The organism is Pseudomonas sp. P4_C4 (genome assembly GCF_056402055.1).
In genome coordinates this window covers 31,477-45,809 of record NZ_JBFUID010000032.1, presented here as the reverse complement: position 1 = coordinate 45,809, position 14,333 = coordinate 31,477, and the positions used below count along the sequence as shown (strand labels likewise).

14 protein-coding genes are annotated in these 14,333 nt (G+C 60.3%); 8 read left to right on the top strand and 6 right to left on the bottom strand.

Annotated features, from left to right (window positions below; genetic code table 11):
- Positions 1–34 precede the first annotated feature (34 nt).
- From AC1DXW_RS17510 to AC1DXW_RS17495, 4 genes are all read left to right on the top strand, one after another.
- Complete coding sequence (locus AC1DXW_RS17510) at positions 35–1,858, top strand: glycoside hydrolase family 15 protein (RefSeq protein WP_477753889.1); 1,824 nt, start codon at positions 35–37, stop codon at positions 1,856–1,858.
- A gap of 177 nt (positions 1,859–2,035) precedes the next feature.
- Complete coding sequence (locus AC1DXW_RS17505; protein ID WP_477753890.1) at positions 2,036–2,434, top strand: hypothetical protein; 399 nt, start codon at positions 2,036–2,038, stop codon at positions 2,432–2,434.
- A gap of 2 nt (positions 2,435–2,436) precedes the next feature.
- Positions 2,437–3,069, top strand: a complete 633-nt coding sequence (locus tag AC1DXW_RS17500) for a BRCT domain-containing protein (protein ID WP_477753891.1) — start codon at positions 2,437–2,439, stop codon at positions 3,067–3,069.
- Positions 3,070–3,093: 24 nt separating this feature from the next.
- Complete coding sequence (locus tag AC1DXW_RS17495) at positions 3,094–3,996, top strand: alpha/beta fold hydrolase (RefSeq protein ID WP_477753892.1); 903 nt, start codon at positions 3,094–3,096, stop codon at positions 3,994–3,996.
- On the opposite strand, the gene AC1DXW_RS17490 is transcribed toward AC1DXW_RS17495, so the two are convergent.
- Positions 3,965–4,948, bottom strand: a complete 984-nt coding sequence (locus tag AC1DXW_RS17490) for a GlxA family transcriptional regulator (RefSeq protein ID WP_477760266.1) — start codon at positions 4,946–4,948, stop codon at positions 3,965–3,967. The genes AC1DXW_RS17495 and AC1DXW_RS17490 overlap by 32 nt on opposite strands.
- Positions 4,949–5,036: 88 nt before the next feature.
- Between AC1DXW_RS17490 and inhA the strand changes: the two genes are divergently transcribed.
- On the top strand, positions 5,037–5,723 hold the full coding sequence (gene inhA / locus AC1DXW_RS17485; protein WP_477753894.1) for an isonitrile hydratase: 687 nt from the start codon (positions 5,037–5,039) through the stop codon (positions 5,721–5,723).
- Between the two features lie 267 nt (positions 5,724–5,990).
- Here inhA and AC1DXW_RS17480 read toward each other — a convergent pair whose 3' ends face one another.
- Positions 5,991–6,497 carry an SRPBCC family protein gene (locus AC1DXW_RS17480; protein WP_477753895.1) on the bottom strand — a complete coding sequence of 169 codons (507 nt, stop codon included), beginning with the start codon at positions 6,495–6,497 and terminating at the stop codon, positions 5,991–5,993.
- A 197-nt stretch (positions 6,498–6,694) separates the two neighbouring features.
- Between AC1DXW_RS17480 and AC1DXW_RS17475 the strand changes: the two genes are divergently transcribed.
- Both AC1DXW_RS17475 and AC1DXW_RS17470 read left to right on the top strand, forming a co-directional pair.
- Complete coding sequence (locus AC1DXW_RS17475) at positions 6,695–7,093, top strand: GFA family protein (RefSeq protein ID WP_477753896.1); 399 nt, start codon at positions 6,695–6,697, stop codon at positions 7,091–7,093.
- A gap of 62 nt (positions 7,094–7,155) precedes the next feature.
- Positions 7,156–7,560 carry a lysozyme inhibitor LprI family protein gene (locus tag AC1DXW_RS17470; protein WP_477753897.1) on the top strand — a complete coding sequence of 135 codons (405 nt, stop codon included), beginning with the start codon at positions 7,156–7,158 and terminating at the stop codon, positions 7,558–7,560.
- Between the two features lie 140 nt (positions 7,561–7,700).
- Here AC1DXW_RS17470 and peaD read toward each other — a convergent pair whose 3' ends face one another.
- The 4 genes from peaD to peaA form a co-directional block, all read right to left on the bottom strand.
- Positions 7,701–8,819, bottom strand: a complete 1,119-nt coding sequence (peaD, locus tag AC1DXW_RS17465; RefSeq protein ID WP_477760265.1) for a quinohemoprotein amine dehydrogenase subunit beta — start codon at positions 8,817–8,819, stop codon at positions 7,701–7,703.
- Positions 8,820–8,840: 21 nt separating this feature from the next.
- On the bottom strand, positions 8,841–9,164 hold the full coding sequence (gene qhpC, locus AC1DXW_RS17460) for a quinohemoprotein amine dehydrogenase subunit gamma (RefSeq protein ID WP_007971075.1): 324 nt from the start codon (positions 9,162–9,164) through the stop codon (positions 8,841–8,843).
- Position 9,165: 1 nt separating this feature from the next.
- The gene (gene peaB, locus AC1DXW_RS17455) at positions 9,166–10,596 is read right to left on the bottom strand and encodes a quinohemoprotein amine dehydrogenase maturation protein (RefSeq protein ID WP_108231965.1); all 1,431 of its coding nucleotides are present in this window, start codon (positions 10,594–10,596) and stop codon (positions 9,166–9,168) included.
- Positions 10,597–10,688: 92 nt separating this feature from the next.
- Positions 10,689–12,269: a quinohemoprotein amine dehydrogenase subunit alpha gene (gene peaA / locus AC1DXW_RS17450; protein ID WP_477753900.1), complete on the bottom strand. Its 1,581-nt coding sequence runs from the start codon at positions 12,267–12,269 to the stop codon at positions 10,689–10,691.
- 548 nt (positions 12,270–12,817) lie between these two features.
- Between peaA and AC1DXW_RS17445 the strand changes: the two genes are divergently transcribed.
- Positions 12,818–14,308, top strand: a complete 1,491-nt coding sequence (locus tag AC1DXW_RS17445) for an aldehyde dehydrogenase family protein (RefSeq protein ID WP_477753901.1) — start codon at positions 12,818–12,820, stop codon at positions 14,306–14,308.
- Positions 14,309–14,333 lie beyond the last annotated feature (25 nt).

Here is a 14,333-nt window from a genome sequence, read left to right as displayed (position 1 = left end):
TACTTAGGACCCAGATTCCCGGAGTTTCACGACAATGGCTGATCCCCCTGAACGCCAAAGCCCCATCGACGCCCACGGCATCATCGGCGACATGCGCAGTGCGGCGCTGGTCAACGACAAAGGCAGTGTGGATTTTTTCTGCTGGCCGGAATTCGACAGTCCGTCGATCTTCTGCTCACTGCTGGACACCCCCGAGGCGGGGATTTTCCAGTTGTCGCCGGACTTGCCCGATGCTCGCCGCGAACAGATTTACCTGCCCGACACCAATGTGCTGCTGAGCCGCTGGCTCAGTGATCGCGCCGTGGTCGAAGTTACCGACCTGCTGCCTGTCGGCGACACCGAAGATGACCTGCCGCTGCTGATGCGGCGGATCCGCGTGGTCAGCGGCAGCGCCACTTTCCACATGCGTTGCGCTGTGCGCCATGACTACGCCCGTGCCACGACCCACGCACGCGTGGACAAGCGGGACGTGATCTTCGAGGCCGCCAGTCAACCGTCGCTGCGGCTATCTTCGGATCAGGCCTTACGCATCGACGCCAATGTGGCGGTCGCCGAATTCACCCTCGAGCAAGACCAGACAGGCCAGTTCCTGCTCGGCGCCGTCAACGATGCTCGCTTCAAGGAAGGCGCTGCCGAACTGTGCCTGGAGCGCACCCTGAAGTTCTGGCGCGACTGGATCGGCCAGTCCAACTACCGCGGCCGCTGGCGCGAAATGGTCAACCGCTCGGCCCTGGCAATGAAGCTGCTGACCTCGCGCAAACACGGCGCGATTCTCGCCGCCGCGACGTTCGGCCTGCCGGAAAGCCCCGGTGGCAAACGCAACTGGGACTATCGCTTCACCTGGATCCGCGACGCCTCATTCACCGTTTATGCATTCATGCGCCTGGGCTTCGTCGAAGAGGCCAACGCCTACATGCGCTGGTTGCGCGGGCGGGTCAGCGACTGCCATGGCAAACCGATGAAACTCAACATCCTGTACGCCATCGACGGTCGCCAGGAATTACCGGAGGTCGAGCTGCCGCACCTGTCCGGCCATGCTGGCGCACAACCGGTGCGCATCGGCAATCAGGCCTACGAACAGGTCCAGCTCGACATTTTTGGCGAGCTGATGGACGCGATCTACCTGGTTAACAAATACGGCGAAGCCATTTCCCATGAAGGCTGGAAACACACGGTGGAAGTGGTGGATCAGGTCTGCGCAACCTGGGAGCAAAAGGATGTCGGCATCTGGGAAATGCGCGGCGGGCAATACCATTTCCTGCATTCACGGCTGATGTGCTGGGTCGCCCTGGACCGCGCCATCCGCCTCGCCTCAAAACGTTCGCTGCCGGCACCGTTCGCACGTTGGGACCAGACCCGTCAGGCGATCTACGCCGACATCTGGGAGAACTTCTGGAATGAAGAGCGCGGGCATTTCGTCCAGCACATCGGCGGCACCGGCCTGGACGGTTCGATGCTGCTGATGCCGCTGGTGCGTTTCGTCAGCGCCCGCGACCCGCGCTGGCTGGCGACCCTGCAAGCCATCGAAAAGAGCCTGGTGCGCGACGGCATGGTCTACCGCTACCGCAACGACGACAGCCAGATCGACGGCCTGCCCGGCAGCGAAGGCGCCTTCGCCGCGTGCTCGTTCTGGTACGTCGAATGCATGGCCCGCGCCGGCCAGCTGGACAAGGCTCACCTGGAGTTCGAACAGTTGCTCAGGTACGCCAACCCGCTGGGGTTGTATGCCGAAGAGCTCGACAGCCATGGGCGGCACATGGGCAACACACCGCAAGCGCTGACGCACCTGGCGTTGATCAGTGCGGCGTGTTTTCTGGACCGGAGGTTGAGTGGGGAGAAAAACGTCTGGCAGCCGTGAGTACAAGCTTCCAACACCATCCACAGGTTTCGCAAACTTAGCCCTACACTTTTTAAACACCTGCCGTCAGCAAACACCCCCGAAATTACCCTTTGCCAGCCACTACATCCCCACCTAACATCCTTGCTCAACGGGTACAGCGGAGCTGTCCAGCCTCCCCGAATTCAAGGAACCAGAATGACCCAACGCATCCAGCGCAGTATCGATTCCCCGCTCCGAACCGGTTTGAACCGCGAAGAACTCTGGGAGGCCGGTGACAAGGGCTTGATCAAATGCTGGGAAGTCGGCCGCCAGCGCGCCGCCCGCTTCCCTGACCTCGCCCGACAGTGCCTCGCCGGCGAGTTGCCGGTACTAGGCTGGAAAGGTGGCGTGAGCCGCAGCCTGAAGAAACTCGAAAAATATGGCTCCCTCAAATACCTCGCACAGTGGCAAGGGTTGCGTGGGGAAGACCTGGACGTGGATCTGGCACAGGAACGAGCACTGACATGTACTCGGACCGGCATGGTGGTGACGTTTACGCCGGATCGGGCGAAGTATTTCAATCAAATAGCGGAAGTTGAATCCCAGGAGCAGTGACAATGGTCGATTTGCATCAGGAATTTCAAAACAGTGGATTCTTCCACGAAGCACGCATTGATAAACGTTCAGCCGACGCGCTGGTAGGCATTGCGGCTGGACTCGCTGCCGATGGCAAGATCAACCAGCAGGAAGCCGAGTTTCTCAAGAGCTGGATCGAAGTTCATTTGTGTCATCTGGGTGATCCAGTCGTGAACATCCTCTATAAACGCCTCTCCAACATGCTGAGTGATGGCGTGCTGGACTCCGAAGAATCGGCTGAGCTACTGGACATGCTGCACCAGTTTGCAGGTCTGCCGATTGGCTCTGACCAGATCTTCACAACTCCTTGCTGTCTTCCACTCGATAACCCTGCACCCGCACTGAACTGGATTGATCGGGTTTTCCTGTTCACCGGAGTTATGGCTTACGGTCCGCGCAAAGAATGCGAGTCGCTGATAGTCGAACGCGGCGGCCTGATTGGTGGCTCGGTCAGCAAAAAAATCAACTATCTGGTGGTTGGCAGCATCGGAAACGATCAATGGCTTCATAGCACTTATGGCACCAAGATCAAAAAAGCCGTTGAACTGAGAGAGAGCGGTGTTCCTATCGCGATCATCAGTGAAGAACACTGGCAAAGGGTGCTGTTCGGGTAACACAACTATCGGCACCAAGGGGGGATGATGATTGAGCAGCCACTAAAGACCGTCCGCACGTCACAACTCGACATTGCCTACGAAGAACACGGCCCCGCTACCGGCGACCCGGTCATCCTGCTTCATGGCTTTCCCTATTCACCGCGCGCCTACGACGAAATCGCCCCTGCTCTCGCCGCCAAGCGTTACCGCGTGATCGTCCCGTATCTGCGGGGATACGGCCCGACGCGCTTCATCAGAGCCGATACGCTGCGCTCTGGCCAGCAAGCCGCCCTTGCCCAGGATTTGCTTGACCTGATGGATGCCCTTTCCATTAAACAGGCGTCCCTCTGTGGCTACGATTGGGGCGGTCGGGCGGCGTGCATTGTGGCGGCACTGTGGCCGGAACGGGTGCGCTGCCTGGTTACGGGCGATGGCTATAACCTTCAGGACATCCCCCATTCGACACTGCCTCTGGCTCCTGAGGCCGAGCATCGCTATTGGTATCAGTACTATTTCCACACACCTCGTGGCGTCGCGGGCCTGACCGAAAATCGCCACGCTTTTTGCGAATTGCTCTGGAAACTGTGGTCACCCACCTGGGCCGACAACGCTGCACGCTATCCGTTGAGCGCCCCGGCCTTCGATAACCCGGATTTCGTCGACGTTGTGATTCACTCCTACCGCCACCGTTTCATGTATGCCCTTGGCGATCCGACGTTGGAATGGATGGAGCAGGCCCTGAGCAAACAGCCGAGTATCAGCGTACCGACGATTTCCTTGTGCGGTGCCGATGATGGCGTCGGTCCCGCGGAAGAAATCGACGAAGATATCAGGCATTTCACCGGCTCCTATGAGCGTCGAGTGCTGGCAGGCGTTGGCCACAACATTCCCGAAGAAGCGTCAGAAGCAACACTCAAGGCGCTATTGGATCTGCTCCAGCACTGACCGAAAACCGCTCCCGATAAGCCTGCGGCGTCACGCCCATGGCCCGCAGGAAACTGCGGCGCAGGGTTTCTTCGCTGCCGAAGCCGCATTGCACCGCCACCCGTTTGATCGGCACGCCAGTATCGCTGAGCAAACGCCGTGCGGTTTCGACGCGGATCAGTTCGATGGCCCGGGCCGGGGTCTGGCCGGTGTCGGCGCGGTAGTGGCGCACGAAGCTGCGCTCGCTCATGCCGGCCTGCAAGGCCAGGGTCGGGATGCCAAGGTCCTGGGTCAGATTTTCGCTGATCCAGGCGTGAAGTTCGTCGAAACGGTTGCCTTTCTGTTGCAGGGACAGGGTTACGCTGAATTGCGACTGGCCACCCGGACGCTTGAGAAACACCACCAGTTGCCGGGCGACTTCGAGGGCCATGACGCGCCCGAGGTCTTCTTCGACCATGGCCAACGCCAGGTCGATACCGGCAGTCACTCCGGCCGAGGTCCAGACCGGACCGTCGTTGATGAAGATCGGATTGGGCTCGACCTGCAAGCGCGGGTGCTGCTGCGCCAGTTGCTCGCAACGGGTCCAGTGGGTGACCACACGCCGGCCGTCGAGCCAGCCGCTGGCCGCCAGCAGGAACGCGCCGGTGCACACCGAGGAAACCCGCCGGCAGCCACGGGCATGTTCGCGCACCCAGGCGACCAGCGGCGCATCTTGCGCCGCTGCGTAAACACCCCAGCCACCGGCGATGATCAGAGTATCGCTGCCCCCATCCGGCAAAGGTTCGGCCAACAGCGCCAACCCCGCCGACGACATCACCGCCCCGCCGCCGCTGGCAATCACCGTCGGCGCGTAGGGTCGTGGCAGGCCTTGCTGACGGGCAATGTCGTTGGCCGAAGCGAATACCTGTAGCGGCCCGGTGACGTCGAGCAATTGCACGTTGGCGAAAGCGAGTACATGGATGGTTTTCGACATTTGGCGTAATTCGTGGGGATATTGGCGTATGCGCCAAAGCCTACGAGCCTACAGTCAAACCGTCCACCCACTTCACGAGAAAAACACCATGACGTTGCAGATCGGTTTTCTGTTGTTTCCACAGGTTCAGCAGCTGGACCTGACCGGCCCTTATGACGTGCTGGCCTCGCTGCCGGATGTGAAAGTGCATCTGATCTGGAAAGACCTGATGCCGGTCACCGCCAGCACCGGCCTGCTGTTGAAACCGACCACCACCTTCGATGATTGCCCGGCACTGGACGTGATCTGCGTGCCCGGTGGTAGTGGCGTCGGGCCGTTGATGGAAGATGACCAGACCCTGGACTTTCTCAAGGCACAGGCCACCAACGCCCGCTACATCACCTCGGTGTGCACCGGCGCGCTGGTGCTGGGCGCGGCGGGACTGCTCAAAGGCAAACGCGCCACCACTCACTGGGCGTATCACGAACTGCTCAAGCCGCTGGGCGCAATCGCGGTGAAAGACCGGGTGGTTCGCGACGGCAATCTGTTGACCGGTGGCGGCATCACCGCCGGTATCGACTTCGCCCTGACCCTGGCCGCCGAGCTGTTCGACCAGTCCACCGCCGAGCTGGTGCAGCTGCAACTGGAATACGCCCCGGCCCCACCGTTTAGCGCGGGCAGCCCCGAGACGGCCCCGGCCAGTGTGCTGGAGGAGGCTCGCCAGCGGGCTGCCGGCTCATTGAAGCTGCGGGCGCAGATCACCGAGCGCGCGGCGGCGAAACTCGACCGACAGTGAAAAAATGGCGGGAGAAACACGGTTCCTGCCGCCATGACTATTCCTGCGCTCACAAAAAAACCCGCCGAAGCGGGTTTTTCCAAGACCATGACGACTCCTTGTCGTAGCGTTCCTTGCAGATGGTCGATCATCCGTGATCCTGAGCACATCCTGTGCTTCAGTGGGTGAAGCGAGATTACGCATCGGATCCAATTTATAACAGACGACATCGCTACCATCGTGTGTAAGACATTCGCTATAAACCACCTTCCAAAACCCTTAAACGCCTCAGGTTTCGAGCCGACTTCCGCCACTCTGTTGCTCGTGGGACTTGGCATTATCGATCAAAAACTGCTCGATATTGTTCATTTGCTCTTCCCAGCCACGACTGTCCATGCGGAAAGCCCTTTCGCGACGGGCCTGGGGAATGTGATCGAAACCGGACTCGGAGACTTTGAGCAATGTGCCGTTGTCCATGTCTTCGAGCTCGAATTTCACCAGTGTGGTGGGCTCCTGGGAGTAATCGACTTCCGGTTTCACGGCATAAGGGTGCCAGCGAAACGAAAACAGCCGTTCCGGCTCGACTCGCTCCACCAGTACGTTCCAGCGCAAATGCTCATAACCGGGGTAGGTAACCTGCCCCTGGGTCCACTCGCCTGCCACAAAACGCTTTCCCTCCAGCGCCACGCCAAACCACTGTCCGAACATTTCGGCATTGGCCAGCACGCGCCAGACCTGTGAACGCTTGGCCTTGAGCAGGATTTTCCTTTCGATGCGATCAGATGCTGGGTTCATAAGTCACCTCCTGTACTTGAACAGTAGGTCAAAAACCACACGACCAACCTTGAAGTTGTACCAATCGGGATGTGCAATCAACCATACCTGAGATATTCGGTTGCATTTACGACAATAAGTTCTGGGGCAGGAGAATAGTCAGAGAATCGAAACTGCTAACGTTCCCCATCGAAATCTTCCCCTGAAAGGAGTCAGCCATGAATAAACTGCGCGGTAGTTGCCTGTGCAAGGCCATCGAATACCAACTCGACAGCCTCGACATGCCCATCAGCCATTGCCATTGCCAAACCTGCCGCAAGGCACACGCAGCCGCTTTTGCATCGACCGCCGGGGTCATGCGCGAGCATTTTCGCTGGACCAAAGGCCAGGATCGCCTGAGCCGCCATGAATCGTCGCCGGGCAAGTTTCGGTATTTCTGTTCGGCCTGCGGTTCACACCTGATAGCCGAACGGCCGACCCAGCCGCACGTGATCGTTCGGGTGGCGACACTGGATACCGATCCGCAGATGACGCCCCAGGCGCATATCTGGACGGCCCATGACGTGCCATGGCTGGAATACGATTCGGTGGAAAAACACGCGCAATGGCAAGCGTAGCGGGCTGAATGCCCCTCGGCGCTACACTGCATCTCTCATTCGGTCACAGCGAGCACTCGAGCATGAACCCACGCTTACTAATGGCGCTGACGCCTTTGTTGTTCACCTCCCTGGCCCATGCTGCCGTGAACTGCGACAACGCCACCGACCAGGTCACGATGAACCAGTGCGCATCGCAGCAGCATGCGGCGGCGGACAAGGAGTTGAATGCGCTTTACCAGCAAATCACTTCGCGACTCAAGAGCAACCCGGACAGCAAGAAGTTACTGGTGGGTGCGCAGCGGTCGTGGATTGCGTTTCGCGATGCCGAGTGCAGGTTCTCTGCGTCCGGGGTGGAAGGCGGGAGTGTGTATCCGCTGATCTACAGCAATTGCGTGACGGAGCTGACCAAGGCACGGGTTCAGACGTTCAAGCAGTACTTGAAGTGTCAGGAGGGGGATTTGAGTTGTCCGGTGCCGGGGGTTTGAGTGTTGCAGTGTTTTTGAGGGCCTCATCGCGAGCAAGCTCGCTCCCACAGGGTTCGGGGGTGTTCACACAATAGTGGTCACACTGAAAATCCACTGTGGGAGCGAGCTTGCTCGCGATAGCGTCAGGTCAGGCGCCGCAACTACCGCACAAAAATCTGCGCCGTGGTAATCGCCATATCCCCGCCCGGCAACTTGACGCTGCCCGTCTGTTTCAGGCTGTCGGCATCAAAGATCGCCACATCGTTGAAGGTCCCCGCCAGGTAGATCTTGCTGCCGTCCTTGTTGAAGGAAATGCAGTAGTAGGAGTGATCGAGCGTGGCGGACTGGAGCATTTTCTTCTGCTTGATGTCGTACTTGGCCAGACGGTTGAGCACGCCAAACATCAGGTTCGGGTCCTTGGGCGAGCGCATGCCGCTGAAGTAGATTTCCGTCAGAGGACCGAAGTCGGTGGTTTCGGTCTTGCCGGTCTTCAGGTCGACACTGAACAGGCCGTACAGGTATTCGGCGGTGGCCGGGTCCTGTTTCTTGTCCTTGAACTTCGCCGCGGTGTAGAGCAGCGAGAAGTCATGCCGGTAGGTCTGCTGGTTCCACACGTAGAGCACGTCCGGTGCGCTGTAGTTCGGGCGTTTCCAGTGGCGGCTGGGGATCAGCACATCGAACTTGCCGGTTTGCACATTGACCTTGTAGACGTCCGCCCCGGCCACGTACAGCGTGCCGTCGTCACCGCTCTGCATGATGGTCAGCTGGCGCGGCGCCGGGAAACTGCGCACCGGTTTGGCGTCCATGCCAGCGTTGGTGGCATACACGTCGAGTCGTGGCTGCTGTACTTCGTAACGGTCGTTCATCATCAACGTCGGGTTGGCGACCGTGTACAGCTCCTTGCCATCATGGCTGAGGGTGAAAGCAAACATCGAGCGCGCTTTCTCCCCCGGCTTCTGGGTGATGCTGGCGTGGAACACCTGTTTGCAACTGTCCAGTTCAACGCCGTAGACATCCGCATAGTGGTTGTTAAGCACGTAGGCGGTCTTGCGGTCCGGCGACAGCTGCACGGTGCCGGGGCCGAAGGCGTCGGGCATCTTGCAGGTCTTGAACAGGGTGTCAGTGGCCAGGTCGATCACGTGCAGGTTGTTCGGGTAGTTGGTGGTCAACATGTATTCGTGACCGTCTTGCAACGCGGTGTTTTCATCGGCCAGGACACTGACCGAACAGCTGCTCAGGACCGCAAACGCGGCCAGGCCGCAGGCTTTGATATTACGCATGCTGGAATCCTTCTTCTGTGATCACTTGTCTTTGGGGAAGACAGTGCCGAGGTTGCGCCAGTTTTCGTTGGACGCCTGGGCATCCTTGTTCCAGTCCGGGTAGGTGCTCATCATGTCGGGCACCTGGGCCGGCCACCAGCAAGGGTCGGAGCAACCGTAGAGGTCGGCCTCCATCGGCTGGCACAGCGAAGACACACCGCCAAACGCATCGATTTCCCAGCCCGGGTCGGTGGTCGAGGCACAGCCCGCCACAGAACTCATGGCCACCACTTCTTCAATGCGGTTTTCATCCGCGGCCTGATCCAGCTTCAACGCTTTGTTATTGATTGCCTTGAGATGTTTCATATCAGTGAGCCTTGCGCGGAGTGATGTAGCTGCTGATGAACGCAGGGTTATTGGCCATGATCCGGGTGTAGACCTCGATGCCGAAGTCGACCCAGTCACGCATCAGTTCGCAGTAGTGATAGGTCGGGTGCGTCGGGTCGCCGTAGCGGGCGTAGCTCTCGTGGTAGCAGCCGCCGGAACACAGGTTGCGGATCTGGCAGTCCTCGCAGCCGGTGTTGGTGCGATCCAGGCGCTGGGACAGGAAGTCGTTCAACTCCACCTGTTTCACGCCGCTGTGGACGTTGCCGAAGGTCGGCAGGCTCGAACCGGTAAAGCGGTGGCATAGGTTCAGCTCGCCCTTGTGATCCACCGCCAGCATCTTCAGGCCCGCGCCGCATGGCAGGGCTTTCTTGTGGCCTTCGTGGATGTCGGTGATGAGCTGGTGCAGGTTGGAGAAACCGATGTTGCGGTGCTCCAGCGCCGCTTCCAGGTAACGCTTGCCGAGTTTTTTCATGTTGGCGAACACCTGCACCAGCTCATCGCTGGTGAGGTTGAAGCTGCTGATGTCGCCGGAGGTCACCGGGGCAAAGCCGACTTCGGCAAAACCCAGTTCGTTGAACAGGTGATCCCAGATGGTTTCGACGTCGGTCACGCCGGTGGTGAGCGTTACGCGAGCACCGACCGGGCGGCTGTTGTAGCGCGACAGCAGCATCTCGGCCTTGCGCCGCACCACGTCATAGGTACCCTGCCCGCCCACGGTGATGCGGTTGCGGTCGTGCACGGTCTTCGGCCCGTCGATGCTAACGGACAGCCCGAAACGGTGGGCGTTGAGGTAGTCCACGGTTTCTTCGGTGAGCAGCGTGGCGTTGGTGGTCATGACGAATTCGACGAACTTGCCCGCCTCGCGAAAACGCTTCTCGCAATAGTCGACCATGTACTCGATCAGCTTGCGGTTGCTCAGCGGTTCGCCGCCGAAGAACACCACTGTGAAACGCTCTTCGTCCGGGGATTCGCGCAGCAGCATTTCCACCGAGGCAATCGCCGTCTCGACGTCCATCTTCTTGCCCGCCGACGGCTTGTCGAGGTCTTCCTTGTAGCAATAGGTGCAGCTCAGGTTGCAGCCGGTGTTGACGTTGAGCACCACGGTATTGATTGCCGTGCGCTCGACGCGCTTGGTGGCGATGTCCGGGGTCAGCGGCGAACCGTCGCTGACCAGTTCCAGGGCCATCAGTTCGCGCAGGGTCTCGGTGATTTCCTCGCCATTGAACCGCGCGGCCAGGCGCTGGATCAGGTCGTCCGAAGAACAACCGGGCCCGCGCAAGGTATCGATGATGGTGCCCGTCAGTTCATCGCTGGCGAACAGCGAACTGCTGGGGATGTGAAACAGCATGCGGTCGGCATCGACCTGCACTTCGTGCAGGTTGCGTTCGACCAGATTCAAGATAGCGCCCATTGCCAACCTCCTGTGCAAGCCCCGGTTGGCGGGGCTTGCGGTCATTCCGAAAAGTGTCTGAAAGCGTTTTCAGCCAAGCTCACGTTGCAACATCACGGAATGGGTGGATTGTTCCAGCGTTGCACGGTCACGATCATGTGGCCTTCGCCGGTCAGGGACTTCCCTGCGTCGTCGACGGCGGCAATCACCTTGAGGTTGCCGGCATTGTTGGTGGACATCTTGCGTGCCGGGTTCGGCCCGGCATCGCCCGGGGTGAACACGCCGGCGTCGGCCTGCATGGTGCCGGCGAACTTGACGTCTTCGTCTTCCCTGGCGCGGTCGTCGAAGGCTTCGACCTTCCACTGCGCCGGGAACACGCCGATGCGATACGGCTTGCCGTCAGCGCCCTTGCCCCAGGCTTCTGCGTCGAAACGGCCCTGGACCTTCGGCGTCGAACCGCCGCCCTCGCCGATCCGCGCTACCGAAAATTCCGGCACCACTTTGACTTCGGCAATCTTGCTGTACACCGACAGGCTCGGGCCTTTCAGCGTGTCGACGCTGACCGCGCGCGCCCCCGGTTGGGCATTGGCGGCGGCCTTGAGCTTGACCTTGATCTGCTGCGGGCTCTGCGAGACGACTTCGAGCACTTCCACGCCTTTGCCAAAGTTCGGCTTGCCGGTCAGGCCGCTGCCGATCAGGGTCACTTCGGTTTCGCTGCCGGCCTTCAGATAGCCCGGCTGCACCGCCAGCAACCGCTGGGAACCCTGTTTGGCGGCGACGAAGTCCAGGCCGCGCTCGTCGTGCTCGGCCTCGAACATCCGGCCCTGCATCGCATTGCCTTGAGCAGCGAACACCTGGCGCATGGTCACGCCATCGATGGTCACGTTGCCGCGCCATTCGTAGCCGGTGTAGAGAATTGCACTGCCGTCGCCATTGAACGGGCTGCCGTCGGCGTATTGGCCTTTGACGCTGACCTTGAAGGTGTCGCTGCCATCGGCGCTCACGGTCATCACACCGGCCAGTTCACCCTTGCCCGGCAAGTGACCGCTGAAGCTCCAGTCACCCACCAGCGCATCGGCTTTGGGCGCCACGCTCTGCCATTTTTTCCAGGCCGGGTTGTCCATCGGATAACGCTTGGCCAGCAGCGGCACCATGTCCTTGCGGGCGATGTCGAACCAGTCGCGGTCCCGGGCCAGCGCCTGATACTCCAGGGACGGCCACTGACCGAGGTGGAAGTTCACCAGGCGCTCCCACTCCTGCGCCGGACGCCGTTGCAGGGCCACCCGCGCACCGGAGTGGCAGCGGCCGCACATCTGGCTGGTCTGGTCGTCGAAGTGCTCGACGGTATTGAGCCGCCGCTCCAGCGCATAGCGCACGCCGTCGGTTTCGCTCGGCGCCAGGCCCTGGGTGTCGGCCAGGTACTTGACCAGCGTCCGGCGGTCGTCATCGCTGATCTGCAAGCCGTGCATGGTCTGCATCCGGGCAATGCTCATCAGCCAGCCTTCCGGCGTTTTGCGCTGGTGGCTGATGCGGCTGAGGGCGTTTTCGGCTTCGGGGGTGTGACAGCCCTGACAGGTTTCCTTGAGGATGGTCTGGGCGTCGCGGGCTGCCAGGCTAGGGGGTGAATGCAGCGCTACACAAGCAGCTACGGCCAGCAGGCTGGCGCTCATGCCTGATCGGAGTTTTCTCTTCATCAACGTCGAACCTCGCACGGTGCGTTCTTATTGTTGTGGCTTATCGTTTTTTTTTGGTTTCTGCCGTCGGCTTTGATCTGCTGACGGAGGCAAGAGAAACGTCTGCGATGAGCAATACACGGAGCGTGCCAGCTTACGAATACCTCAATGAATCAATGGTTTGCCAGAATCGGCGGGAGTTTTGCCAGTCATGCCATCGCGGCAACACGTTCAATTTCGCGACAACTGTTGCACTCTGAGACAAGCATAGCTTTCTGTAGGAGCGAGCCTGCTCGCGATGGTCGTTAACGATTACGCGTGCTTACCAGTTAAACGCAGCGCTCTTTAGTCCATCGCGAGCAGGCTCGCTCCTACAAAAAGCATTACGTTCCTGATGTACATTTTGTTCGGGACGTCTCACGTCGTCGCAATTTGCGACGTTTATCGATCTCATGGTGATCCACAGAGAATCTGTCACGCCCCACCAGATGGGGCCTTCTGGCCAAAAAAACACAACTGGCACAGCCATTGCGAATGACCTCGCCACACGAACAAGACGAGGTTTCATCATGTCGCTTCCAAATGTGCTTCCCGCCACTTCGGCGTTCATCCAGCGCGCCCCGCGCATGCTGATCGGCGGTGACTGGGTCGAGGCCGCCGACGGCCAGACCATGCCCCTGCACAACCCGGCCACCGGCGAAGTGCTGTGCGTGGTGCCACGGGCAACGCCTGCGGATGTCGACCGCGCGGTACTTGCCGCCCGCCAGGCGTTCGACGATTCGGCCTGGACCCGCACCCGCCCCCGGGAGCGGCAGAACCTGTTATGGAAACTCGCCGACCTGATGCAGCGCGACGCCGAGTTGCTGGCACAGCTGGAATGCCTGAACAACGGTAAAAGCGCGGCGGTGGCCCAGGTGATGGACGTGCAACTGGCCATCGACTTCCTGCGCTACATGGCCGGTTGGGCGACCAAGATCGAAGGTTCCACGGTTGACGTGTCGGCACCGCTGATGCCCAACGACCAGTTCCACAGTTTCATTCGACGTGAAGCGGTGGGCGTGGTCGGCGCCATCGTCGCCTGGAACTTCCCGCTACTGCTGGCCTGCTGGAAACTCGGCCCGGCCCTGGCCACCGGTTGCACCGTGGTGCTCAAGCCCGCCGACGAAACCCCGCTGACCGCACTGAAACTCGCCGAGCTGGTGCTGGAGGCTGGTTACCCCGAAGGCGTGTTCAATGTGGTCACCGGTACCGGCATCACCGCCGGCTCCGCCCTGACTCATAACCCATTGGTGGACAAGCTGACCTTCACCGGCTCCACTGCGGTGGGCAAGCAAATCGGCAAGATCGCCATGGATTCCATGACCCGGGTCACCCTGGAGCTGGGCGGCAAATCACCGACCATCGTCATGGCCGACGCCGACCTGAAAACCGCCGCGGCCGGGGCCGCCAGCGCGATTTTCTTCAATCAGGGACAGGTCTGCTGCGCAGGCTCCAGGCTGTATGTGCAGCGCAAGCACTTCGACAATGTGGTGGCGGACATCGCTGGCATCGCCAACGCCATGAAACTCGGCAACGGCCTCGACCCGAGCGTCGACATGGGGCCGTTGATCTCGGCGCGCCAGCAGGAGCGCGTCTACGGCTACATCGAAAAGGGCCGGGAAAGCGGCGCGACCATCGCCTGCGGCGGTGAGCAGTTCGGCCCGGGGTTCTTCGTCAAGCCGACGGTGATTGTCGATGTCGATCAGAAGCACTCACTGGTGCAGGAAGAGATTTTCGGCCCGGTGCTGGTGGCCATTCCGTTCGACGACGAGGCCGATGCCTTGCGCATGGCCAATGACAGTCCGTATGGATTGGGCGCGAGTATCTGGTCGAATGATCTGGCGGCGGTGCACCGGATGATTCCACGGATCAAGTCAGGGTCAGTATGGGTCAACTGCCACAGCGCCCTGGACCCGGCACTGCCGTTCGGCGGCTACAAGATGTCCGGGGTCGGGCGTGAGATGGGGTATGCGGCGATCGAGCATTACACCGAGTTGAAGTCGGTGTTGATCAAGTTGTAATAGCGGCGTTCTTCAGACCGCCATC